Here is a 23338-nt window from a genome sequence, read left to right as displayed (position 1 = left end):
TTTACTCCTCTGCCCCAGCAGTTGAATGCGAGCCCGTGTCAGAACCTTCAACCACGGCCACTTCTTTCTTCTCGTGCTTGACCGGCTTGCCTGGCTTCATACCTTCGTACTTGTCGACGATTTTCTGAAACAGGTTCGGCTCATACGCGGAGTACAGGGCGACTGGGTTGTTCTGGCTCGGTTTGGTCAGGGCATCGTATTCAGCTTGATCAAGCTGTTTAGGTGCGGCCTTGACTTCGGCTACCCAGGCGTTGAAATCTTCCTGGCTCGTCGAGATCGCTTTGAATTTCATGCCGGTGAAGCCAGCGCCGCTGTAGTTCGCGGAGATGCCTTCCATTTCAGCTTTTTCGTTGGCGATCAGGTGCAGGCGGGTCTGCATGCCTGCCATCGCGTAGATCTGGCCACCCAGGGCAGGGATGAAGAACGAGTTCATCACGGCGTCGGAGGTGATCCGGAAGTTGAGCGGGGTGTGCTCGGGGAACTTGATCTCGTTGACCGTGGCGATACCCAGGTCCGGGTAGATGAACAGCCACTTCCAGTCCAGCGCGACCACTTCGATGTTGATCGGCTTGACGTCGGACTCCAGCGGACGGTACGGGTCCAGCTCGTGGGTCGACTTATAGGTGATGTAACCCAGGGCGATGATGATGAGGATCGGGACCAGCCACACCGCGATTTCGATCTTGGTGGAGTGCGACCACTTCGGCGCGTAGGTCGCGCTGGTGTTCGACGCGCGGTATTTCCAGGCGAAGGCGAAGGTCATGATGATCACAGGAACCACGACCAGCAGCATCAGCAGGGTGGCGGTGATGATCAGGTTTCGTTGATCCAGACCGATCTGTCCTTTCGGGTCCATCAAGGTCCACTTGCAGCCTCCCAGCATTAACATCATGCCAAGCAGCGGCAAAAAGCCTAGTAATCGGGGGTACCTGTTTTTACTCATCTCACGACCTCTAAAGCAGCTTGCGCAATGCAGTTGGGTTTTGATCGCCAACACTTCACCCTGCCAAGGGTTGGCATTTCTCTTCGATTGAATAAGAGCCTGCCCATCACGTCATAAGGGAACGTTTCACGGACCTGCGGTGAGTTCTTATTCGATTTCGTGGTTAAAGGCCTTGTTACAGACCAATTCCATTTGGTGCGGATAGTTGAAAGGCTGCCGGAACCTTGGGGTCGCACAGGCCGTCCATCTGCCCTTCGACCGCTCCAGTGCTCAAATATTGAACAGCACCGGACATTCAGTGCGGGCGATTGTAGTTAGCTAGCGATGTATAAACCATGTCTTATAAAGAAATAATTTTTATCGATTACAGCAATAATACTTCACCATTATTGCAACGGTTCGCGATCTTATCGTGTTCGATTCTCAACAAAAACCACAAAAATTGCCGTGTTATAGGGCAGCCTGCCGCCCCCCTTACCGCGTGTAAGGGGCTGCCAAACCGATGCAACCCCCCATAAAACAAGGCATTCGGACATCACCAAATCCCTGGCGCGGCGCGAGGTGCGCGGCCTTCCCAGCACCACGAACTGACAGCACATCTTGGCGGTTTTATGCAAATTTAAGCGGGTGTTCGGCGGGTCAGAATCGTCCTGCGGCGGCTTCCGTGTGACAACATGTCGCACACTGCGCGCACCCAAAATTGTCCGGCGTCACGTTCCGTTCACAAATTCCCACACGCAAAAACGCCCCGGCCTTCATGAAGAAGCGCCGGGGCGTTTGAGTGAATGATTCAGGCTTTGCGCTGGCGATTGCGATAGATGCCCAGCGGTACCAGGATCACGGTCAGCACGAAGGCCACCAATGCCCATTGCGCCAGGGAAAGCCCCAGTACGGGCGGGTACGGTGTGCTGCAGAAGCCATCGACCTGGAAGCCCAGGGGGAACACCTTGGCCAGCGGCAGGTCATCGACGATCGGTTGCAGTACATCGATGCCGCAACTGACCTGGGGGAAGAACTGGGTGTACACGTGATGACCGGCGGCGGCGACACCGCCAAGGGCGCTGAGCACTACCAGGCCTTCGAACAGCGTGATCGCACCTTTTTTACGCATGGCCGCGCCGATGAACGCGAAGATCGCGATCAACAGCAAGGCATAGCGTTGCAGGATGCACAGCGGGCATGGCGCCTCGCCGAGTACCACCTGCATGTACAACGCACCGCCGATCAACGCCAGGCAGATGATGCCCAGCAACACCAGAAAGCGCCGCTCCCTGCCTAAACGCAATTCGTCACTCATCCCCGTATCCCTTTGTTTGGTTGTGCCAATGGGCGCAAGTTTACACACAGGCCACCGTTTAAACAGAGGGGGGTTAACAGCGGATTAATCCAGAGAAATGTTGTGACGGGGCGGACGCCATCGCGGGCAAGCCCGGCTCCCACAGAGGAATGCGATCCCCTGTGGGAGCCGGGCTGAACTGCGATGATGCCGACCCGGTGTATCGGCTAAACCCTATTCCAGCGCCGCAGCCGGGCCAAAGAATTCGTAGCGGCTTTGCTGCTCAGGCACGCCCAGGGCCTTGAGGTGGCGCTTGATCGCGACCATGAAGCCTTTAGGGCCGAGGAAGTAGGCGTCCAGGTCGCGCTGCTCGGGCAGCCAGGCGGCCAGTTGTTCCTGGCTGAGCAAACCCACCTTGTCCGCCGCAGGGCTCACCCCATCGTCTTCGGTGTAGCAGTAGAAGCGCTTGAGTTGCGGATGCTTCGCCGCCAGGGCGTCCACCCAGTCACGAAACGCATGTACGCCGCCGTTACGTGCACAGTGGATAAAGTGCACCGGGCGCTCGGTGGCCAGGGCGGCTTCGAGCATTGGCAGGGTGGGTGTGATCCCTACCCCGCCGCTGATCAGTACCAGCGGCTTATCGCTGGCCGCCAGGGTGAACTCGCCCGACGGCGTGAACAGGTCGATGGTCGCACCGACATGCAGTTGGTCGTGCAGGTAGTTGGACACCCGGCCACCCGCTTCGCGCTTGACGCTGATGCGATACATCCCGCTATCGGTCAACGCCGACAGGGAGTAGTTGCGGCGCACTTCCTCACCGTCGAGCACCAGCTTCATGCCGATGTACTGGCCCGGCGCGGCCGCGAGGATCGGGCCATTGTCCACAGGGGCAAAGTAGAAGGAGATGATCTCGTCGCTCTCGACCACGCGCTTGACCACGATAAACGGCCGCGCCCCCCGCCAGCCACCGGGTGCCTGGGCTTTTTCGGCGTAGATCGCAGCTTCGGCGCCGATCAGGATATCCGCCAGTTGGCCGTAGGCCGCGCCCCAGGCACTCATGACTTCAGGGGTGGCAATCTCGCTGCCCAGCACTTCGCAAATCGCACGCAGCAGGCAGGCACCGACGATCGGGTAATGCTCCGGCAGGATCTGCAGGGCCACGTGCTTGTTGATGATCTTGGCCACCAGGTCGCCCAACTGGTCGAGCTGGTCGATATGTCGCGCGTACATCAACACGCCATTGGCCAGGGCACGGGGCTGGTCGCCGCTGGCCTGGTGAGCCTGGTTGAACAGCGGGCGGACTTCCGGGTACTCGGACAGCATCATGCGGTAGAAATGGGTGATCAGCGCTTCACCGCCGCTTTCCAGCAGGGGCACGGTGGATTTGACGATGGCACGGTCTTGGGCACTAAGCATGGGAGCCTCCTGGGCTTCTTTACTGATTGTCCTTATCTACTCAGTATTCGTGCCAACAAAGAATCCGTTTATTTTCAATGAGTTAATTAATATGTAGTCAGTATGACCTCCTACAGATTATAGTCATTAGGACTACAAGGAGTCATTATGACTGCGCAATCGCTGCTCACCACCCTGCTGCCCCTGGTCGCCGACCTGTCCCGCGAACTGCCCGAGGGCGAACGTTACCGCCGCCTGCTGCAAGCCATGCGCGCCCTGTTGCCCTGCGACGCCGCCGCGCTGTTGCGCCTGGACGGCGAGTGGCTGGTGCCGCTGGCGGTGGACGGGCTCAGCGCCGACACCCTGGGTCGGCGCTTCAAGGTCAGCGAGCACCCGCGCTTTGCCGTGCTGCTCGGCAGCCCCGGCCCCACGCGCTTTGACAGCGACAGCGAATTACCCGACCCCTACGACGGTCTGGTCGATGGTTTGCACGGGCACCTGGAAGTACACGATTGCATGGGTTGCCCGCTGTTCGTCGACGACCAGCCCTGGGGCCTGCTGACGCTGGACGCCCTCGATACCGAGCGTTTCGAACGCGTGGAACTGGACGCCCTGCAGGCGTTCGCCAGTCTCGCTGCCGCCACCGTGAACGTCGCCGAACGTATCGAACACTTGGTCCTGCGCGCCGAAATCTACCGCGAGGCCAGCGGCCAACAGCACAAGGAAATGATCGGCCAGAGCAAACCCCACAAGCGCCTGGTCGAGGAAATCAAGCTGGTGGGCGGCAGCGACCTCACCGTGCTGATCACCGGTGAAACCGGCGTGGGCAAGGAGCTGGTGGCCCAGGCCATCCACGCCGCCTCAACCCGCGCCGACAAACCGCTGATCAGCCTCAACTGCGCCGCCCTGCCGGAAACCCTGGTGGAGAGCGAGTTGTTCGGCCACGTACGCGGCGCCTTTACCGGCGCGTTGAACGAACGTCGTGGCAAGTTCGAACTGGCCAACGGCGGCACGCTGTTCCTGGATGAAGTGGGCGAACTGTCACTGACCGTACAGGCCAAGCTGCTGCGCGTTTTGCAAAGCGGCCAGCTGCAACGCCTGGGCTCGGACAAGGAACACCAGGTCGATGTGCGCCTGATCGCCGCCACCAACCGCGACCTGGCCGACGAGGTACGCAACGGTCGCTACCGCGCCGACTTCTACCACCGCCTCAGTGTGTACCCGCTGCAGGTCCCGGCGCTGCGTGAGCGCGGACGCGATGTGTTGCTGCTGGCCGGTTTCTTCCTGGAGCAGAACCGCTCGCGCATGGGCCTGGGCAGCCTGCGCCTGACCAGCGATGCCCAGGCGGCACTGTTGGCCTATAACTGGCCGGGCAATGTGCGGGAGCTGGAACACTTGATCGGACGCAGCGCACTCAAGGCGCTGGGTAACTGTCGCGAGCGTCCGAAGATTCTCAGCCTGAACGCCCAGGACCTGGACCTGCCCGATGTCAGCGCACCGCTGGTTGAAGAATCCTCCGAGGCGGTCGCCCCGGTGACCGGCGACCTGCGCCAGGCCACCGAACACTTTCAGCGCCAGATCATCAGCGCCTGCCTGGAACGCCACCAGCACAACTGGGCCAGTGCCGCCCGCGAACTGGGCCTGGACCGTGCCAACCTCGGGCGGATGGCCAAGCGCCTGGGCCTCAAATAACCCAGGCAACTGGTTCACATGTGGGAGGGGGCTTGCCCCCGATGGCAGGGGATCAGTGCTGGATGGGCTGGCTGTCACACCGCTATCGGGGGCAAGCCCCCTCCCACATTTTTAGATTGCCTTTGCCTTGGAGGCCGGGCTCGCTGGCTTGGGCTTACGAAACACCAGCACATTACCCAGCATCACCAGCACCAACCCCGCCAACGCCGGTGCGGTCCACTGATACCCCTCGGCAAACGCCGACACATTCAGCGCCACCACCGGGAACAGCACGGTGCAATAGGCCGCACGTTCCGGCCCCATGCGCCCGACCAGCGTCAGGTACGCGGTAAAGCCGATCACCGAACCTGGAATCACCAGGTACCCCAGCGCACCGATGTAGCGCGCACTCCAGTCCATCTCGAAGGGAATCCCGCGCACCGCGCAGTAAGCCGCCAGCATCGCCGATCCATAGGCCATCCCCCAGGCATTGGTAGTCAGCGGCTTGAGCCCGGCCTTCTGCTGCAGGCTGGACAGCATATTGCCGGCCGAGAAGCACATCGTCCCCAGCAACGCCAAGCCCAGGCCAAGCAAGGTCTGCGGGCTGGCGGTGTGCCCCACCAGCTCCGGCCAGAACAGCAGGCCCAACCCCGCCAGACCGAGGCCGCCGCCCATCAACACATTGCGCGCCACCCGCTGGCCAAAAAACACCCGGGCGTTCAGCGCGTTCCACAGCGTGGCCGTGGAAAACACCACCGCCACCAACCCGCTGGGGATCCATTGGCTGGCCGTGAGGAAGCACATGAAGTTCACGCAAAACAGGCACAGCCCCTGGGCCAGACAGATCAGGTGCCCGCGTCGGTTCATCACCTGCAACCTGCGGCTCACCAGCAACAGCGCAAACAGCACCAACGCCGCCAGGGCGAAGCGATAGACGATGGACACAGGAATCGCCACCACGCCCAACTGCCATTTGAGGGCGATCCAGGTGGTGCCCCAGATCAGCACGGTGAGTAAATACAGAGAAAGGTTCATAGCGGGCTCCATCGGTTGAGCCACAGTGTGGCCGCCGGCCTGGGATGCGCTCTTGCACAATCTTGCGCTTTTGTCGGCCAATGGGATCACAGCAATAACCCTGCGGAGTAGGATGCAAGGCGTCGGAGAGTACGAACCATGCCAGATCTGGAATCCCTGCAAGTCTTCCAAGCGCTTAACCGTTCGCCCAACGCACGCCTCGAAGCCTGCGCCGAGCTCGGTGACGGCTTGTCTGCGGCGCTGTGGAGCAACCATCACGACTCGCAGGACTACCAGGCCCCCAGCCATCACACGTTATCCTGCTACATCGGCGGCGGCACCGGCACGTTTCGGCGCGACCAACCCGGCACCAAGGGCGGCCCCGACAAACTGTGCATCCTGCCCGCCGAACACCAGTCAGCCTGGGTGATCAACGGCGAGATCCGCCTGGCCCACGTGTATTTCAGCCCGGAGCAATTCGCTCTCGGTTGCGTTACCCTGCTCGACCGCGAACCGCGCGCCCTGCAATTGCGCGAAAGCACCTTTCTGGAAGATGCCGGCCAGGCGCGACGCTTTCACCAGCTGATTGCGCTGAACTGGCAAGAACCCGCCGAGCGCCTGCTGACCAGCAGCCTGGCCCATGAAATGCTCAGCCACACGCTGCTCAGCCAAGTGGGCGCACGCGACGGGCTGCGCCTTAAAGGCGGGCTGGCGGCGTACCAGCGGCGGCTGTTGGTGGAGTACATCGACCAGCACCTGGAAGACCCGATCAGCCTGGGCCAACTGGCCGGCCTGTGCGCACTCTCGGAATACCATTTCGCGCGGATGTTCCGCCAGAGCTTCGGCCTGCCGCCCCATCAGTACCTGCTGGCGCGCCGCCTGACCCGCGCCCAGGCGCTGCTGCGCAGCGGCGCCCTGCCCTTGAGTGAAGTCGCGTTGATCTGCGGTTTCTCCAGCGCCAGCCACTTCACCCATCGCTTCCGCCAGGCCATGGGTGCCACCCCCGGCGAATATCGCCAGGCCTTCAGCGCCTAGGTCATCAACCCCAGGGTCTTGGCCTTGGCCACCGCTTGCGTACGCCGCTCCACCCCCAGCTTGCTGTGGATGCGCCGCGCATGGGTCTTGACGGTGTGCAGGGAGATAAACAGGCGGTCGGCGATTTCCAGGTTGGAGTTGCCCAGGGCGATCAACTGCAGCACTTCCAGCTCGCGTTGGCTCAGGGGATTCTCCGCCGTGCCCGACACGGCGGCCTGGGGCTCCATGCCCAACTCACTGAGCAACCCCGGCGAGCGCAACCGCAGTTCGCGAATCGCCTGCTGCACCTGGCAGCGCGCCGCCAGCTCAAGCCCGGTTTGCAGCGAGCGGCGCGCCTGACCTGGGTCGCCGACTTGCCAGGCGACCTCACCCAGTACCAGGTGCAATTCGGTTTCCAGGCAGAGCATGCCGCGTTGATGGGCCGCCTCCAGCAAAGCCGTCATACGCGCCACCGGTTGCTCGGCGCAGCCCAGCTTCACTTCCGCCAGCACCAGCAAGTATTCCAGGCGCGGGATCAGTTCCAGGGTGGCCGGCGGCGCCTGTTTGGCCTGGGGACCACGAAAGTGGCGAAGCACACGACGCACCGCTTCCACCGTCAACTCGGCGCGCCCCTGCTGCAACCAGAAATGCCCGCTGACCAACAGCAGCACCGCGCGGTACACCGTGTCGGGGACCTGGCGCTGTTGCATCAAGCGTTCGGCCTCGCGCAGTTGCACAAAGGCCCCGGCGTAGTCACCACGGTTGGCGGCCAGCAGGGCCAGGCCGAGAAACCCGTAGAGCACGCGCTTGTCCTGGCTGTGCAGGCACATCTTCATGCCGCTCTCGAAGCACTCGGCAGCCAGGCTGTCCTGGCCCTGACGCAGCGCCAGGTGCCCGCGTCGCAGGGCGATACGCCCCACCAGCGGCCCGGCTTTCAGGCGTTGCTTGAGCAACATCGCCTGCACATTCTCCAGCAGGCTCTGCGCGCGATACGGGGCGCCGCGCTGCTCCAGCAACTGCGCGTGATCCAGCTCAAGCAAGGCCTCGAGCAGCAACGATCCATGGGCGCGGGCCAGGCATAACGCTTCGCGGCTCAGCGCCTGGGCCACGTCCAGTTCGCCGCGCAGCAACGCTTGCTGGGTGAGGCCCGACAGGCACATCAGCCGCGACGTCCAGGCGCTGTCGGGCAAGGCTTGCAGCGCTTCGAGGAAATGTTCGCGGGAGCGCTCGGCATCGCCGCCCAAGTGCAGCAGCCAACCCCACTGCGCCTGCCAGCGCGCCAGCAGGTAGCGTTGTTGCACCGCCGTCGGTTGCGGCGCAAACCGTGCCAACTGGTCGATGCATTGCGCGGCCTGGTCGAAGCGCCCGGCGAACAGCAACGCCGCCGTCACCAGCCCCACCAGTTGCGCCGAGCCGAGCATCAACTCTTCACCATGCTCTTCATGCAAGCGCAGCAGCAATACGGCGTTCTGCTGGCGGAACAGGTCTTCGAAACTGAAGTGCTGTAGCAGGCTGACCGCCACCTCGTATTCTTCGGCCAGCAGCGCGTGCTCGAACGCGGCCTGCCAGTCCTGTTCGGCGGTGAACCACTGGCAGGCACGCCGATGCCAGGAACGCTTGGCCGGCCAGGGGTCATCGCGTATCAGCCGGGCAAGCGGCGGGAAAACCTGCAACCACTCGGTATCTTCCCAAGGCTGGATAAAGGCGCCGAGGGCCTGCAGCTCGCGCAGGTAGTGGTCACCGTCGCCAAAGCCGAACAAGTGCTCGCACAATCCCGGATTAAAGCGTGGCATGTGTGCCAGCACGCGCCAGGCTTCCGTCAGCTCGGGCGGCAAAGTGCTGAACAGTTCGTGCTGCAAATAATCGAGCAAGGTTTTCTGCGGATGGCCGTCCCCCAGCAACGCAATGCGCACGCCGGCACACCAGCCGGCGCTGAACTGAAACACGCTGTCCGGTGACTGCCCCAGCGGGAGCAGTTGCTGAATTTCTTCAAGGGTGAACGCCAACTCAGTGCCGCCCTCCAGCAACTCATCGTCGAGCAGCAGGCGCGGCCAGTTGCAGGCTGGACGGCGCCGCGCCCCCAGCCACCAGGTCAACGAGGGGCTGCTTGCCGTGAGCAGGCGGTCGAGCAAGGCATCGGTTTCTGGGGTGGGCAAGCGGCAGAAATCATCGAGGAACACCCATGCCGATGTTGGCCAGCGGCCAAGATCCGACAGCAGCGTGGCTTCGTCAGTGAACGCCAAGCCGAGGTTTTGCGCCAGGCGCCGGCAAAGGTCGAGGGGGCTCAGGGCGACGCCATTGAGCGGCAACCAGTACACCTGGCATTCCGCGGGCGCCTGTAACGCGCATTCGGCCAGCAACGCACTCTTGCCACTGCCGCCGGGGGCGCACAGCAACTTGACCCTGACCGGCGCGGCGAGCAAAGGCTCGGCCAGGCGTGGGCGCAACAGATGGTGGGCGGACAGCCGAGGCATGAATCCAGGACGGTCCAGGCAGCGTGTCATGGCGGTCATTGCTGCATCCTGCGTTCTTATTGTTATGCAACGTGACGCCTACCCTAGTCCTGTGGTTGGTGGTTGTTGAAGAAGTATTCAGCGGGGTGATTTCCAGCCATGCATAAAACCCAATGTGGGAGAGGCTTTCCCCCTCCCACATTTTGATTTCACATCGGGATCAGCGAACGCCTTCGGCCCTCAGCGCAGCCGGGGTGTAATCCGCCGCCTTGGCATTGAACCCGAACACGAAGCTGCTCTTCTCCTCGTTCTTCATGCCCAGCGCGATGTAGCGCCCGGCGATGATGTCGTACAGGGTTTCCACGGTGTAGGCCGGGGTCTGGTGGTCGTAGTAGAACTGCGCATGGCCTTCGGCGACCCGCCACAGTTGGCCACGGCCGTCGTAGTGATCCACCAGCGCCACCTGCCAGCTGTCTTCGTCGATGTACATGTGGCGCTTGGCGTAGATGTGCCGCTCACTCGGCTTGACCGTGCCGACCACTTCCCACACGCGGTGCAGCTCATAACGGGTCAGGTCCTGGTTGATGTGGCCGGCCTTGATGATGTCGTCGTACTTGAGCGTCGGCTGGTCCAGCTTGTAGCTGTTGTAGGGGATGTACATCTCCTTCTTGCCCACCAGCTTCCAGTCGTAGCGGTCCGGCGCGCCGGAGAACATGTCGAAGTTGTCCGAGGTGCGCAGGCCGTCGGAGGCGGTGCCCGGCCCGTCGTACGCCACTTGCGGCGCCCGGCGCACGCGACGCTGGCCGGCATTGTAGATCCACGCCAGGCGTGGCTCCTTCACCTGGTCGAGGGTTTCATGCACCAGCAGTACGTTGCCCGCCAGGCGCGCCGGCGCCGTCACCGACTGCTTGAAGAAGGTCAGTACGTTGGCCGCCTTCGCCGGGTCCATGTCGGGGATCAGTTGCGGCACCGCCACCTCTTCCTCGAAGCGGATCGGCGTGTAGCTGCCGTTGGTCTGCGGGGTGGCCTGGGTGATGATGCGGCGCAGGTTGCCGCCGTGGTAACGGGTGATGTGGTTCCACAACACCTCCACGCCGTTCTTCGGAATCGGGAACGCGTAGTAGCGGTTGCCGGTGAACCCTTCGAGGCCATTGCCGTCGTTGATCGGCTTGACGTTCAACGCGCTGCGCTTGATCGACTCGTAGATCTCCGGCGGCAGGTTGACCGTGCGGTGAGTCGGGTACACCGGGATCTTGTAGGTCTCGGGGTAGCGCTTGAACATCGCCACCTGGCCGTCGGAAAGCTTGTCCTTGTATTTGTCGACGGTGGCTGCGGTGATCACGAACAACGGTTTTTCACTGGCGAACGGATCGGCCAGGAAGCCCTTGCTGTCCACTGCGCCGGCGTTTTTCGGGATGCCGCCGGTCCAGGCCGGGATCGAGCCATCGGCATTGCCGGCTTTTTCGGCGCCCACCGGGGTCAGGGTGGTGCCGAGCTTGGCCGCCTCTTCCGGCGACACCGCCGCCATGACGTGGGCCGCCAACAGGCTGAGGGCCATTACCGCAATTATCTTACGCATAGAGTCTTGTCCTTCCTTAAGCCAGATCAGAAGTTCGCGCCGAAGCTGAGGGCGATGAAGTCGCGGTCGGTGAGAGTGTTGTAGTCGCCGCCGAAGAAGTCGGTGTAGCTGAGGCTGGCGGTGTAGGTGCTGCGGTAATCCGCATCCACGCCGACGCTGATGGCCTTGGCGCCTTTGTTGAACAAGCCGTTGGGGCCGTAGCCCGCCACGTCATGGGACCAGGACAGGTTGGGCTTGAGGTTCACCCCGGCAATGGCGTTGTTGTAGTCAAGGATCGCCCGGGCGCGGTACCCCCAGGAGTTGGCCGTGACAAAACCGTCGGTGTCACCCTGGAAGCCATAGGCGCCGTACACCGAGTCGCGGCCATAACGCAGCTTGGATTTGTCTTCCAGCCCGCCGACGTGCACGTAGGCCGCTTCGCCCACCAGGGTCAGGCGTTCGGCGCCCAGCACCTGGTCGAAGAACTGGGTCATGGTGCTTTGGATCTGGGTGATTTCCTTGCGCCGGTAGCCTTTGTTGTCGTCACCGAAGTTGCTGCGGATCGGCGAGGCCAGTTGCCCGGCGACCGGGTTGATCAGGGCCAGGGTCAGGTCAGTGGTGTTGAGTTGCACCGGGGCATTGGGGCGATAGCTGATCTCGCCGGTCCACGCCGTGCCGGTGGGCAAGGTGGTGGAGAAGCTCGCACCGAACAGGCGGATATCTTCCGGGTAGTCCAGGTAGTACTGGCCACGACCGAGCATCAGGCTCTGGACCAGGCCTGCGCCGGAGCCGGGCGCGATGCCATTGGCTGCACCGGCGATCGCACCGAGCCGGGCCAGGCTCGTATTGTTGGTGATGGTGCCCACCGTCGGTGTGCGGCTGTGGTAGTTCATGAAGTACAGGCCGTATTCGGTGTCATCCCCCAACCAACGCAACGCCGTACCGAATTGGCCACTGTCACGGGCGTCACGATCCTGTGCACGCTGTACGATCACCCCTTCACGGGTCACTTGAAAGCCTTGCCCGAACGCGGCGGCGACGGGCTGCAACGGCGCAATCGCCGGGTTGCCCACCGTGTAGTTGTCATTACAGCCATGGGCCGCCACATCCCCACCAAAGAAGGTGCCGCAGTTATCCAGCACGGTGTTTTCCCAGTTGAGCTGGTAGAAGCCTTCCACTGTCAGTTGGTTGGTCAGGCTTTGGGAGGCGAACAGCATGTTCACCGGGATCAGCCCTTCCTTGATCTCTGCACCAGGGCGACGGAAAGCCGAAACGTCGATGGGGTTGATGCTGTTGATAGAGTTACCGATAAAGGTGCTCTCACCCCAGCTGACCACTTGCTTGCCGAGGCGCACGTTGCCCGGTTGATCGCCGATGGAGTAGTTGTGATAAACGAAGGCATCGAGCAATTCATAGCCCGAAGAACGCGCGCCCTCGTCACGATGGTGATTGCTGATCTGCTTGAACTCGCGGTCTTCGTCCTGCAACTCGAAGTCGTACCAGTACTTGCCGCGCACGAAGACGCCGCTGTCACCGTACTTGAGCTCCAGGTCGTGAATACCCTTGAAGATCTTGGAGAAGGTCTCGCCCTTCTTGAAGTTCAGGCGTCCGTCATCGCCGGTAGACGCCTGGCCAGTACCGCCGTTGACGGTGCCCACCAGCTTCTTGTCGGCGTCGCGCATGCCCCAGCTCGCGCCCACCGACAGCGAAGAATCGAATTGCCCTTCGATCTCGCCAATGTTGAACGAAACAGCCTGTGCCTGGGCACAGCACCCCAACGCAACCGCAGCGGCCAGCGCCTGTGGCCTGAAGATGGCGCGCATTGTTGTTCTTGTCATGCGTCTTCCCCGGTGAGTGACAGAAGGCCCCACCCTACTGCCGCGTCTCAGGAGCGATAAGCGCACCAAGGAGGGATTCGTGTTGTCGCTCGAAAGGATGACAAGGCGCTCTGGCCGGGGTTTGGGCGCGGGCATGCAGCGGGTGGATAAGGGGTTATCAGGAGAATGGATGACGCGCAGCCCAACTATTGCTGTTTTGGTAACAGTCCTTGTCACGAACCGGCATTACTCATCCTGTTACAAACGACTATTCTTACCGGGCTTTCAGGGCAGACGGCCCGCTTCCCCGACCGGAAGAAAAGCCAGATTCAAATGGATTGAGGCCTGCTTTCAATCTGTTACCGGTGTTCACTGACGTTGATTTGTCGCTCCTTGATCCAACGTCTGACTTCAGCCGCTGCGTTTGCAGCGGCTTTTTTTTGCCCTGAATAAAATGGGGCGCCATCAGCGCCCCGCAGGATTAAAGCTTTTTCAAGCAACGATCACAGGCTGTATTTCTGCAAGTTGGCCATCATTTCCTTCAACGCCTCGATGTTGTCCTTGGGGTGAACGGCGCCTTCGAAGTCACAGATCTGCTGCCAGTGCGCAGCCACGTCTTCGGGCGAAAACCCCGCCTCCGGATCAAAGCCAACGCCCAGGCTGCGTTCCCAGCGGGTCTTGCCGATCCAACCGCCGCCCACTTCAAACAACCCCGAGGTTTCCTGGCATGCCTCGCTGCCCAGGTACACCACCAGCGGGCTGACCAGCTCCGGCTTGAGGCGCTCGAACACTTGCGGCGGGATCAGGCCTTCGGTCATGCGGGTGCCGCCGGTGGGGGCGATGGCATTGACCAGGATGTTGTTCTTGCGCCCTTCCAGCGCCAGGGTGCGGGTCAGCCCATACAGGCCGAGCTTGGCCATGCCGTAGTTGGACTGGCCGAAGTTGCCGTAGATACCCGAGGTGGACGCGGTGAAGATCACCCGGCCATACCCTTGCTCACGCAGATGGGGCCAGGCAGCGCGGGTGACTTTGTAGGCGCCTTCGACATGCACCCGATAAACCAGGTCCCAGTCGCTGTCCTCCATTTTGTGGAACGTCTTGTCGCGCAGGATCCCGGCGTTGTTGACCACCACATCGATACGCCCGAACGCATCGAGGGCGCTCTGCACGATCTTGTCACCGTCGGTGACAGAGTCGTGGTTGGCCTCGGCGATACCGCCCGCTTCGCGAATCTCGGCCACCACCCGATCGGCCGCCGACGCATTGGCGCCCTCACCTTGGGTGGAACCGCCGAGATCGTTGACCAGTACTTTGGCACCGTGCCTGGCGAACAGCAGCGCATGGGCCCGGCCCAATCCGCCGCCGGCGCCGGTGACGATCACGACCTTATCCTGGAACTGCACTGACTCACTCATACCGAACTCCAATGGCGACGATGGGAATGGGTCGAGTGTCAGGCACGGGGGCGCAGGTCACAATAAAGCCGGCCAGGGCTGAATGGTGCTCGATAAGGCGCAGGGATAGTCGTCAGCTCAGGAATAGGCGATTCGCGAAGTCGGTCGCCCGATCCGCTCACGAAACGCCAGGTAATGCTTGAGCACCTGCACCGGCGCCTCGATCTGCGGGTAATGGCCGATATTGGCCAGCAGCACTGTGTCGGCGTGGGGCACCAGCTCGCGGTAACGCGCCACCATGTGGGCGCCAGAGATCGGGTCGATTTCGCCATCGATCACCCGCAGCGGCACTTCAGCCTGTTGCATCGCATCGACCCAGCGATCGCGCAGACGCCGTCGCTGGGGGATGTAGGCAATGAGTTTGTGCAGGATGCGCGTGCCTTCATGAGAGTCGATCAGGCTCCAGAAATCATCCAGGGCACTCTCGCTGGGGCGAGTGTCAGGCCCGAAGATCTGGTTGAAACTGTCCGCCAGGGCATTGCGCCCAAAGGCACGACCGATCATCCAGCCCAGCGGGCTGAGCAGCAGCTTTTGCACCAGCGCCGGACGGTGGGTTTCCGGGAACAACCCGCCGTTGAGAAACACACAGCTGGCCATGTGAAAGCGACCTTCGTAGTGCCGGGCCAGCAGTTCCTGCGCGACGCTGTCGCCGTAGTCGTGGGCGAGCACGTGCACCGGCTGGTCCACGCGCAGGTGCTCGAGCAACGCCTGTTGCAGATCCGCCTGTTCCAGCAGGCAATAACCGTGGTCGAGGGGTTTGGCCGAATCGCCGAAACCGAGCATGTCGCAGGCGATCACCAGGTTGCGTTGGGCCAGGGGCTGCCACAGGTAATGCCAGTCCCAACTGGCAGTGGGAAAGCCATGGATCAACAGCAACGGCTCACCCTGCCCCGCCACCCAGTAGCGGATAGTGCGGCCGTTGAAGTCGAACGTCTGGCTGCGTTTGCGCCAGACACTCAGCGGGATCTCGGCAAGAGGCATCAGGTTTTATACCCGGGATCGAGGCTGTCCAATTTACGCAGCAACGCCGGCCACGCCAGCGCGCCCCCCATACCTTGAGCACTCTTTGTGACAGCTGCCACCATCGCCTTGGCACCGGCGAGGATCTGTGGCCCGATGGGGATCAATTGCGCGCCGCCACTTTGCGCCAACACCTGGATATCGCAGGCGCGCTGGAAGGTAAACATCATCAGAAACGTATCGGCGATGGTGCTGCCGCAGGTCAGCAGACCGTGGTTGTGCAGCATCAGGAAACTATTTTGGCCAAGATCGGCCTGCAACCGGGCCTTCTCTTCGTGGTTCAGCGCCACCCCTTCGTAGGCGTGATAAGCCAGGCTCGACAGCACGAAGATCGATTGCTGGCTGATCGGCAAGACACCCTGCTTCTGCGCCGCCACCGCCACACCGGCGGCAGTGTGGGTGTGCAGGACGCACGTCACGTCGTGGCGCACTTCATGGATGGCGCTGTGGATGGTGTAGCCCGCCGGGTTGATCTCGTAGGGGCTGTCCATCAGCTTGTTGCCGGCCTGGTCGACCTTGACCAGGCTCGACGCGGTGATCTCGTGAAACATCAGCCCGTAGGGGTTGATCAGGAAGTCGTCGGTGCCCGGCACCTTGGCCGAAATATGGGTGAAGATCAGGTCATCCCAGCCGTGCATCGCCACCAGGCGGTAGCAGGCTGCCAGGTCGACGCGGGTCTGCCACTCGGCGGCGCTGACCTGATCTTTGACATTCTGTGGCGATGGAACGGGGGCTAGGCTCACGGCAACGACCTCCTTGGCGCACTTTCTTATTATTTTTTGAGTGATGGGCCAGTCTAGTCAGACGCCCTGGCCGCCGTAGTTGCCTTGGCAGCCAGCTTGATGACCGTACGGGTCAGCTTTGAGAATAGTTTAAATCCGCGCAACCGACGTCAGAGAAGTGCCGCCAATAAAGGCGCGGCAAACAGGTTGAGCAGGCCGGTCAGGACCATCACCAGGCCTGCCACCGAGCCCTCTTCGCCGCCCACTTCATGGGCCCGGCTCACGCCCGCACCGTGGGCGCCCACGCCAAACAGCGCACCGCGCGCCAGCGGCGTACGCAGGGGCAACCACTTGAGCAGCACGCCGCCGAGCATCGCACCGAATACGCCGGTGAACATTACGAACACCGCCGTCAATTCCGGCACGCCACCCAGGTCAGAGGACACCGGCATGGCGAACGGCGTGGTGATGGAGCGTGGCACCAGGGACATCGTCACCGAGCTGTCCAGGGCCAACGCTTTGGCCAGGCCGAATGAGGTGGCGATGGACGCCACGCTGCCGGCCACCATCCCCAGCAACAATGCCGACCAGTAACGCGCCAGCAACCGCCGCTGCTGCCAGATCGGCACGGCGAACGCCACGGTGACGGGGCCGAGTACCAGCATCAGCCAGTGGGTGTCGGCAGAGTATTCGGCGTAGGCCGTGTTCATCGGTACGGCCACCGCCAGCAACAGCACGGGCACCAGGATCAGCGGCGACAACAGGTAACGCCCGGTGCGACGGTAGATCCAGCGACTGAAAATATAGGTGCCCAAGGTCAAGGCGAGCCAGAACACCGGCATCAGTTCAAGCTTCATGGCGCAGCCTCCAGCGGCACACCAGTTCCACCGTGAATGCGGTCACCAGCATCACGGCCAACGTGCTCAAGCCGATGACCAGCAGGATGCGCCATCCCTCATTGCGCAGCAGGCCGCCGTAGTCGAGCAGGCTCATCAGCGCCGGAATGAAGAACAGCAGCATCTCGGCCATCAGCACGCCGGCACCCAATTGCAGGGCCGCCGGTTTGACCAGGCCGCTGGCGAAGGCCATCAACAACAGGCCCAGGCCCACCACACCGCCGGGAATCGGCCAGGCCAACCACATCGCCAGTTGGCAGCCGAACAGGTAAATGGCCAGTAGCACGACCAGTTCAATCAACAGACGGGTGAAACGTTTCATGGGCTTTGGGTCCTCGCAGGCCTTCATTTTAAAGAGGCATGCCCCATCCCCACAGCGAATTGTTAGACTGCCAGTTATTCCAAACTGGAATTTCGCACATGGAATTCAAACAGCTGCGCAGCTTCGTCGAAGTGGTTCACCGGGATGGCTTTACCCAGGCCGGCAAAACCCTGCATATCAGCCAGTCCGCCGTCAGCAAACAGGTTGCGCAATTGGAGCAGAGCCTGGGCACGCCACTGCTCGACCGAATCGGCTCGCAGATCCGCCTGACCGCCGCCGGCCGAGTCGTCCTGCAACGCGCCGAAGCCATGCTGCGCCTGCAAAACGAGTTGCTCAGCGAGCTGGACGATATGCACCAGTTGACCCGAGGCGAACTGCGCCTGGGCCTGCCGTTATTGGCCGGGGATACGTTGTTTGCCGGACTGTTCGCCGAATACCGCCGGCGTTACCCGAACGTGACCATCCAATTGCTGGAGGGCGGCAGTCGCAATATCGAGCAAGCCATCCTGAGCGGTGAACTGGAAGTGGGGGGCAGCCTCAGACCCAGCGACCCGGCGTTTGCCTGGCAAGCGTTCTGCGATGAGCCCCTGGACGCGCTGTTGCCGATTGATCATCCCCTGGCGGAAAACGCCCAGGTACGCCTGGAGGAACTCGCCGACACGCCGTTCCTGATGTACCAGCGCAGCTTCGTGCTCAACGACCGCCTGCTGCAGGCGTGTGAACAGTTGGGTTTTACGCCGAAGGAAATCGGTCGCAGCGGCCAGGCGGACTTCCTCGCCGCATTGGTCGCCGCCGGCCAGGGTGTGGTGCTGCTGCCCAGCGTGGTCGCCCGTGGGCTGGTGCGACCCGGGGTGGTGCGCCTGACGCTCAAGGCGCCCGACTACCTGCGCTGGGACATTGCCTTTATCTGGCGTGAGGGCGCCTACCTGTCGAAAGCCGCCCAGGCCTGGCTGGCGTTGCTGCGTGAGTTTCCGGTCAAGCGCGCAGTGCAGTGACCAGTTCAGCCAGCCACGGCTCGGCGTCGGCTTCCGGGGTCACACTTTCGCTGGCATCCAGGCGCAGCATCGGCAGCACTTCACGCACGCCCAGTTCGCCAAACAGCTCGCGCATCTGCTCGCCACCGCCGCAGAAGGTGTCGCCATAGCTGGCGTCTCCCAGGCCGATCACCGCGCCGGGCAGCCCGCGCCAGGCGGCGGGCAGTTGGTCGCGAATCGTCGAGTACAGGGGTTGGAGATTGTCGGGCAATTCGCCCATGCCGGTGGTGGACGTCACCGCCAGAAATGCGTCCGGCGCAAACGCCTGCACGTCGGCCAGGCTGGCGCGAGGGTTGTGCCAGGCCTCGAAACCGGCCGCGTTGAGGATATCGGCAGCGTGACGAGCGACTTCTTCAGCGGTGCCGTAGACCGAGCCGGAAAGGATGGCGACTTTCATCAATCTGATCCTGTAGTTGAGCGAAAGCGTGGGATATTAACAGCTTGAACGCCGCTACAAAAATCGCCATACCGGGTGGAAAATGGAGCGCGGTGCCTTAGACTTGCAGCACCCAAATGGATGGATCCCCCGCATGATTAATGCTCACTTGATGCAAATGGTCATCGACGCCTCGAATGACGGTATCGTCATCGCTGAACGGGAAGGCAAGGACTTGCCACTGATCTACGTCAATCCCGCCTTCGAGCGCCTGACCGGCTACACCCGCGACGAAATCCTCTACCAGGATTGCCGCTTCCTGCAATCCGGTGACCGCGACCAACCCGCCCTGATCGCCATTCGCGAAGCCCTCGCCGCGGGCACCCACTGCCGTGAAGTCCTGCGCAACTACCGCAAGAACGGCACGCATTTCTGGAATGAGCTGTCGCTGTCGACGGTCTACAACCCGGCGGATAAACAGACTTATTGCGTCGGCGTGCAAAAAGATGTGAGCGTCCAGGTCAAAGCCCAGCAGCGCGTGGCTCAACTGGAGGCGCAAGTGGCCGAACTCAAGGCCGAACTGGCGGCACTCAAGGCGACCAGTGGATCTAACAAAGATTAGAAATAACGGTCATTAAGAGGATAATGGCGTTTTAATGCCTTCCCACATTCGTTGAGCAAGCCCATGCAACGCGATGCACTCCTGACCCAGGACGAGCTGGATTTTATCCAGACTATGCAGCACAACCCGCAATTGAACCTGCGGGATGCGTCATCGAGCCTGACAGTCAACGGCGGTGCGCAGATTCGCGATCTTCTCACGCGCCTGGCGGCCCACGATCACGTCACCATCCAGGCACAGTTCGACAATCAGCAACTCACCTTCCCGCTGCACCTGGTGGAAGATGAGTTTCATGCCGTGCACCTGCGCCTGGGCGTGCCGAGTATTTTCGAGGATGGGCCGATGATCCGGCCGTGGCGCCTGGCGCTCGAAACGCCGGTGGCCCTGGAGAATATCAAGGGCGGCACGGGCGCGTTGTGGGTGCATGAAGTGTCGTTCAAAGGGGTGCTGGTGGAGATCCGTGGCCGGCTCAAGCCACCGAAAACCTTTTCGCTGTGGTTCAGCCCTTCCGGCTATGAGCGCATTGCGCTGCGCGGAACGTTCGAACGGGAAACCGCACGCGGCCTGTTCGCTTACCGGCTCAGCCAGGACGACGTCGATGAAACCGAGCGCCTGCGCCAGTTCATCCTGCACCAGCACCGCCTGGTCCACCCCGAAGTGCACGCCTGAAACATCAGGTATCCAGGCTACCGCTCAGGAATTGCAGCAAACGGCGCTGCATCAACCGTGCTTCGTTGCCCAGGCAGCCGATTGACGAGCCTTGCAGGCTTTCCTGGGCGAAGTCCGCGGCGTCACCGGCCAGCAGCAGCGGGCAATCCAGGGTCAGCGCCAGGCGTTTGAGCCGCAGTGGCAGTTCGCTGCCGGGGGCGCGGTTGGAAAACAGCACCAGCGCTTGCGGTTGGGTCTTTTCACAGACCAGGGTCAACTCATCGAGTGGCTGGCCTACTCCCAGTAGCTTCACGGCGAATTTCTCCCCCGTCAGCAGCAGGCCTGCGACCAACAATTCCAGCTCGCGACATTCTCCGGCTATGGCCGCCAGCAGCACCCGTGGCAGCGGCGAAGCGGCTATCACCTGCAGACGTTGCGCCGTACGCGAACGCAGGAAGTTATCGAAGAACAGCCATTCGCTGGCCTCGCCGAAGCGGCCTTGATGACGCAACAGTTCCTGCCAGAGCGGCATGAGAATATCCTGGAACGCCACGGCGAGTGGGTAGGCGGAAAATATCTGCCCGTACAGCCGATCCAGTTGGCGATCATCGAACGCGCTGATTGCACTGCGCAGTTGCCCGTGCCATTGGGCCCGCTCCACGCTGTCCCCGCCAGCCAGGCCGGGTTCGCCGATGCGCTCATCGCGCGCAAGCAGCCTGCCCACTTTGCTCACGGCGACGCCACGTTCGATCCAGTCGAGAATACGGTGCACGGTGTCGATATCGGTGCGCGAATACAACCGGTGCCCACTTTCGGTGCGGACCGGTTGGATGAGGCCGTAGCGTCTTTCCCAGGCACGCAGGGTGACCGGGTTGACGCCCGTCAGCCGAGCGACTTCTCGAATCGGCAATAGATCATCGGAAACAGCGACGCGGTCAAGGGTCGTTTCGCGCTGCGGAGCAATAGTTTCGGGCATCAGAGGTCAAGAACATCCGTGTCGATTTGGATCCTATTTAACGCTTATTCGGTTGAACGATTCAAGCCACGGGGCGAACCGACAGAAGTGTCTGGCGTATTTCAGCAAAACAGGAATAATCCTTGCCTGCTTTTTCAAGGCGCAGCCGCATCACCCCGCAGCTGCACCTGGTGTCGTACCTACCCGGTCACGAGCGCCCACTATTTGGAGATACACAATGTCTACCTCTCCCGTCACCCTGATGGTTGCGCGTCGCGTGGCCAAGGGTCGCTATGAAGAACTGATGGCCTGGCTGCGCGAAGGCGAGCAATTGGCCACGGACTTTCCCGGCTACCTGGGCTCAGGCGTCCTGGCACCGCCGCCCAACGATGATGAATTCCAGATCATTTTCCGCTTTGCCGATGAGAAGACCCTGCATGCCTGGGAGTTTTCCGCGTCGCGCAGTGCGTGGCTGAGCCGTGGCAGCGACTTGTTTGCCGACCCGTCGGAGCATCGCGTACGTGGCATCGATGGCTGGTTCGGCGCCGTGGGCGCGCGCCCACCTCGCTGGAAGCAGGCTGTGGCGATCTGGCTGGCGTTTTTCCCGGTGTCGCTGCTGTTCAACTTTGTCCTGAACCCACTGCTGAGCGAACTGGACCTGGCACCGCGCGTGCTGGTCAGTACCATGGCGCTGACGCCACTGATGGTCTACTGGTTCATCCCACTGTCGACCCACCTGTTGGCAAACTGGCTGCATCCTGCCCCTACACCGCGCAAGGCTACCGAAGCCGCGGCGTGAATACAGGGGTGCTCGGTCGCTGGTATAGTTTCAACCTGCCAGCGACTCGAGCCTCCCATGACTGCAACGAACGCCCCGATCCTGATCACCGGCGCCGGCCAGCGTGTCGGCCTGCATTGCGCCCAGCGTTTGCTGGACGACGGCCACCCGGTGATTTTCAGCTACCGCAGCGAACGGCCCGGCGTGCAGGCCTTGCGCGAGCGTGGGGCGATCGCAGTGTTTGCCGACTTCTCCAGCGAGGCCGGTATCCTGGCGTTTATCGCTGAGCTGAACACCCATACCCAGAGCCTGCGTGCGGTTATCCATAACGCCTCTGCCTGGATAGCGGAATCCCCCGACGACGAAAGTCGCGCGTTTACCGACATGTTCAGCGTGCACATGCTTGCGCCGTACCTGATCAACCTGCATTGTTCACCCTTGCTGCAACGCTCGACACCGGCCGACATCGTGCACATCAGCGACGACGTGGTGCGCAAGGGCAGCCGCCAGCACATCGCCTATTGCGCCACCAAGGCCGGGCTCGACAGCCTGACGTTGTCGTTTGCCGCGCAATTGGCGCCGTCGATCAAGGTCAACGGCATCGCCCCGGCGATGGTGATGTTCAACGACGGCGACGACGACGCCTACCGCGCCAAGGTACTGGCCAAGTCCGCACTGGGCATCGAGCCCGGGCCCGAGGTGATCTACCAGAGCGTGCGTTACCTGCTGGATAACCTTTATGTCACCGGTACCACCCTGACCGTCAACGGCGGGCGGCATATCAAGTAAGCCGCTTTTGAGGATGTTGTATGACCTTATCCCTGCCCCACCATTACCGCGAGATCCTCAAGGGCTTGGGCGAAGACCCCGAGCGCGAAGGCCTGCTCGATACCCCCAAGCGTGCCGCCAAGGCCATGCAATACCTGTGTCATGGCTACGAGCAGAACCTGGAAGAAATCGTCAACGGCGCGCTGTTTGCCTCTGACAATGACGAGATGGTGATCCTCAAGGACATCGAGTTGTACTCGCTGTGCGAGCACCACCTGCTGCCCTTTATCGGCAAAGCCCACGTCGCCTATATCCCGACCGGCAAGGTGCTGGGCCTGTCGAAGCTGGCGCGCATCGTCGACATGTTCGCCCGCCGCCTGCAGATCCAGGAAAACCTCACACGGCAAATCGCCGACGCCATCCAGGAAGTGACCCAGGCCGCCGGCGTGGCCGTGGTCATCGAAGCCAAGCACATGTGCATGATGATGCGCGGTGTGGAAAAACAGAATTCAACCATGAACACCTCGGTGATGCTCGGCGCGTTCCGCGAGTCGAACACCACGCGCATGGAGTTCCTGCAACTGATCGGACGGAGCAAGTAG

General features: G+C 62.0%; 22 protein-coding genes. 8 read left to right on the top strand and 14 right to left on the bottom strand.

The genetic code is table 11. The features are described 5' to 3' along the window. Position 1: 1 nt before the first annotated feature. The 3 genes from cyoA to hmpA all read right to left on the bottom strand — a co-directional run bounded on the left by cyoA (position 2) and on the right by hmpA (position 3635). Positions 2-943 (bottom strand): ubiquinol oxidase subunit II, encoded by a 942-nt coding sequence (gene cyoA, locus BM026_RS27710; RefSeq protein ID WP_071489203.1) that lies wholly within the window; start codon positions 941-943, stop codon positions 2-4. A gap of 790 nt (positions 944-1733) precedes the next feature. Continuing rightward, positions 1734-2240 carry a disulfide bond formation protein B gene (locus tag BM026_RS27700; RefSeq protein ID WP_058426762.1) on the bottom strand — a complete coding sequence of 169 codons (507 nt, stop codon included), beginning with the start codon at positions 2238-2240 and terminating at the stop codon, positions 1734-1736. A 213-nt stretch (positions 2241-2453) separates the two neighbouring features. Then, positions 2454-3635, bottom strand: coding sequence for an NO-inducible flavohemoprotein (gene hmpA / locus BM026_RS27695; RefSeq protein ID WP_093530785.1), 1182 nt, complete (start codon positions 3633-3635; stop codon positions 2454-2456). A 147-nt stretch (positions 3636-3782) separates the two neighbouring features. Here hmpA and norR point away from each other — a divergent pair, with 147 nt between their 5' ends. Further along, positions 3783-5306, top strand: coding sequence for a nitric oxide reductase transcriptional regulator NorR (gene norR, locus BM026_RS27690; RefSeq protein ID WP_093128297.1), 1524 nt, complete (start codon positions 3783-3785; stop codon positions 5304-5306). Positions 5307-5417: 111 nt separating this feature from the next. Here norR and BM026_RS27685 read toward each other — a convergent pair whose 3' ends face one another. After that, positions 5418-6320, bottom strand: a complete 903-nt coding sequence (locus BM026_RS27685) for a DMT family transporter (RefSeq protein WP_093530783.1) — start codon at positions 6318-6320, stop codon at positions 5418-5420. Positions 6321-6458: 138 nt separating this feature from the next. Between BM026_RS27685 and BM026_RS27680 the strand changes: the two genes are divergently transcribed. Further along, a complete protein-coding gene (locus tag BM026_RS27680) occupies positions 6459-7334 on the top strand; it encodes a helix-turn-helix domain-containing protein (protein ID WP_093128292.1) in 876 nt (291 codons plus the stop codon). Here BM026_RS27680 and BM026_RS27675 read toward each other — a convergent pair. The 8 genes from BM026_RS27675 to BM026_RS27640 form a co-directional block, all read right to left on the bottom strand. Further along, positions 7331-9826 (bottom strand): LuxR C-terminal-related transcriptional regulator, encoded by a 2496-nt coding sequence (locus BM026_RS27675; protein WP_093530781.1) that lies wholly within the window; start codon positions 9824-9826, stop codon positions 7331-7333. The genes BM026_RS27680 and BM026_RS27675 overlap by 4 nt on opposite strands. A 160-nt stretch (positions 9827-9986) precedes the next feature. Next, positions 9987-11345 carry a DUF1329 domain-containing protein gene (locus tag BM026_RS27670; protein WP_071489197.1) on the bottom strand — a complete coding sequence of 453 codons (1359 nt, stop codon included), beginning with the start codon at positions 11343-11345 and terminating at the stop codon, positions 9987-9989. Positions 11346-11371: 26 nt separating this feature from the next. Beyond that, entirely contained in the window at positions 11372-13162 is a 1791-nt protein-coding gene (locus BM026_RS27665; RefSeq protein WP_058426769.1) for a DUF1302 domain-containing protein, read from the bottom strand. Positions 13163-13644: 482 nt separating this feature from the next. Further along, entirely contained in the window at positions 13645-14556 is a 912-nt protein-coding gene (locus BM026_RS27660; protein ID WP_093530780.1) for an SDR family oxidoreductase, read from the bottom strand. A gap of 117 nt (positions 14557-14673) precedes the next feature. After that, a complete protein-coding gene (locus BM026_RS27655; RefSeq protein WP_092249352.1) occupies positions 14674-15576 on the bottom strand; it encodes an alpha/beta fold hydrolase in 903 nt (300 codons plus the stop codon). Beyond that, positions 15576-16358, bottom strand: coding sequence for a class II aldolase/adducin family protein (locus BM026_RS27650; RefSeq protein WP_093513857.1), 783 nt, complete (start codon positions 16356-16358; stop codon positions 15576-15578). Before BM026_RS27650 ends, BM026_RS27655 begins: the two co-directional genes overlap by 1 nt. Positions 16359-16507: 149 nt before the next feature. Next, positions 16508-17194 carry an LrgB family protein gene (locus BM026_RS27645; protein WP_071489193.1) on the bottom strand — a complete coding sequence of 229 codons (687 nt, stop codon included), beginning with the start codon at positions 17192-17194 and terminating at the stop codon, positions 16508-16510. Then, complete coding sequence (locus BM026_RS27640; protein ID WP_071489192.1) at positions 17184-17555, bottom strand: CidA/LrgA family protein; 372 nt, start codon at positions 17553-17555, stop codon at positions 17184-17186. The genes BM026_RS27645 and BM026_RS27640 overlap by 11 nt, the downstream gene beginning before the upstream one ends. Before the next feature lie 98 nt (positions 17556-17653). On the opposite strand from BM026_RS27640, the gene BM026_RS27635 reads away from it, so the two are divergent. Next, positions 17654-18550, top strand: coding sequence for a LysR family transcriptional regulator (locus BM026_RS27635; RefSeq protein WP_093530778.1), 897 nt, complete (start codon positions 17654-17656; stop codon positions 18548-18550). Here BM026_RS27635 and BM026_RS27630 read toward each other — a convergent pair. Continuing rightward, on the bottom strand, positions 18531-18986 hold the full coding sequence (locus BM026_RS27630; protein WP_092249360.1) for a flavodoxin: 456 nt from the start codon (positions 18984-18986) through the stop codon (positions 18531-18533). The two genes, BM026_RS27635 and BM026_RS27630, sit on opposite strands and share 20 nt — an antisense overlap. Before the next feature lie 133 nt (positions 18987-19119). Between BM026_RS27630 and BM026_RS27625 the strand changes: the two genes are divergently transcribed. Both BM026_RS27625 and BM026_RS27620 read left to right on the top strand, forming a co-directional pair. Continuing rightward, positions 19120-19587 (top strand): PAS domain-containing protein, encoded by a 468-nt coding sequence (locus BM026_RS27625; protein ID WP_071489189.1) that lies wholly within the window; start codon positions 19120-19122, stop codon positions 19585-19587. Between the two features lie 63 nt (positions 19588-19650). After that, positions 19651-20256, top strand: coding sequence for a hypothetical protein (locus BM026_RS27620; protein ID WP_071489188.1), 606 nt, complete (start codon positions 19651-19653; stop codon positions 20254-20256). Positions 20257-20260: 4 nt separating this feature from the next. Here the strand turns inward: BM026_RS27620 and BM026_RS27615 are convergent, their stop codons facing one another. Then, positions 20261-21211: a MerR family transcriptional regulator gene (locus BM026_RS27615; protein ID WP_071489187.1), complete on the bottom strand. Its 951-nt coding sequence runs from the start codon at positions 21209-21211 to the stop codon at positions 20261-20263. Between the two features lie 217 nt (positions 21212-21428). Between BM026_RS27615 and BM026_RS27610 the strand changes: the two genes are divergently transcribed. From BM026_RS27610 to folE, 3 genes are read left to right on the top strand one after another with little or no spacing between them, the layout of a single operon-like run. Continuing rightward, the gene (locus tag BM026_RS27610; RefSeq protein ID WP_092249363.1) at positions 21429-21989 is read left to right on the top strand and encodes an antibiotic biosynthesis monooxygenase; all 561 of its coding nucleotides are present in this window, start codon (positions 21429-21431) and stop codon (positions 21987-21989) included. 57 nt (positions 21990-22046) lie between these two features. After that, positions 22047-22757 carry a dihydromonapterin reductase gene (gene folM, locus BM026_RS27605; RefSeq protein ID WP_093530776.1) on the top strand — a complete coding sequence of 237 codons (711 nt, stop codon included), beginning with the start codon at positions 22047-22049 and terminating at the stop codon, positions 22755-22757. Positions 22758-22777: 20 nt separating this feature from the next. After that, a complete protein-coding gene (gene folE, locus BM026_RS27600; protein ID WP_024077360.1) occupies positions 22778-23338 on the top strand; it encodes a GTP cyclohydrolase I FolE in 561 nt (186 codons plus the stop codon).

It is taken from the genome of Pseudomonas sp. NFPP24, from assembly GCF_900112095.1.
In the GTDB taxonomy this organism is placed as follows: domain Bacteria; phylum Pseudomonadota; class Gammaproteobacteria; order Pseudomonadales; family Pseudomonadaceae; genus Aquipseudomonas; species Aquipseudomonas extremorientalis.
Note: the sequence above shows the minus strand (reverse complement) of the source record. Positions and strands in the feature narration are given on the sequence as shown.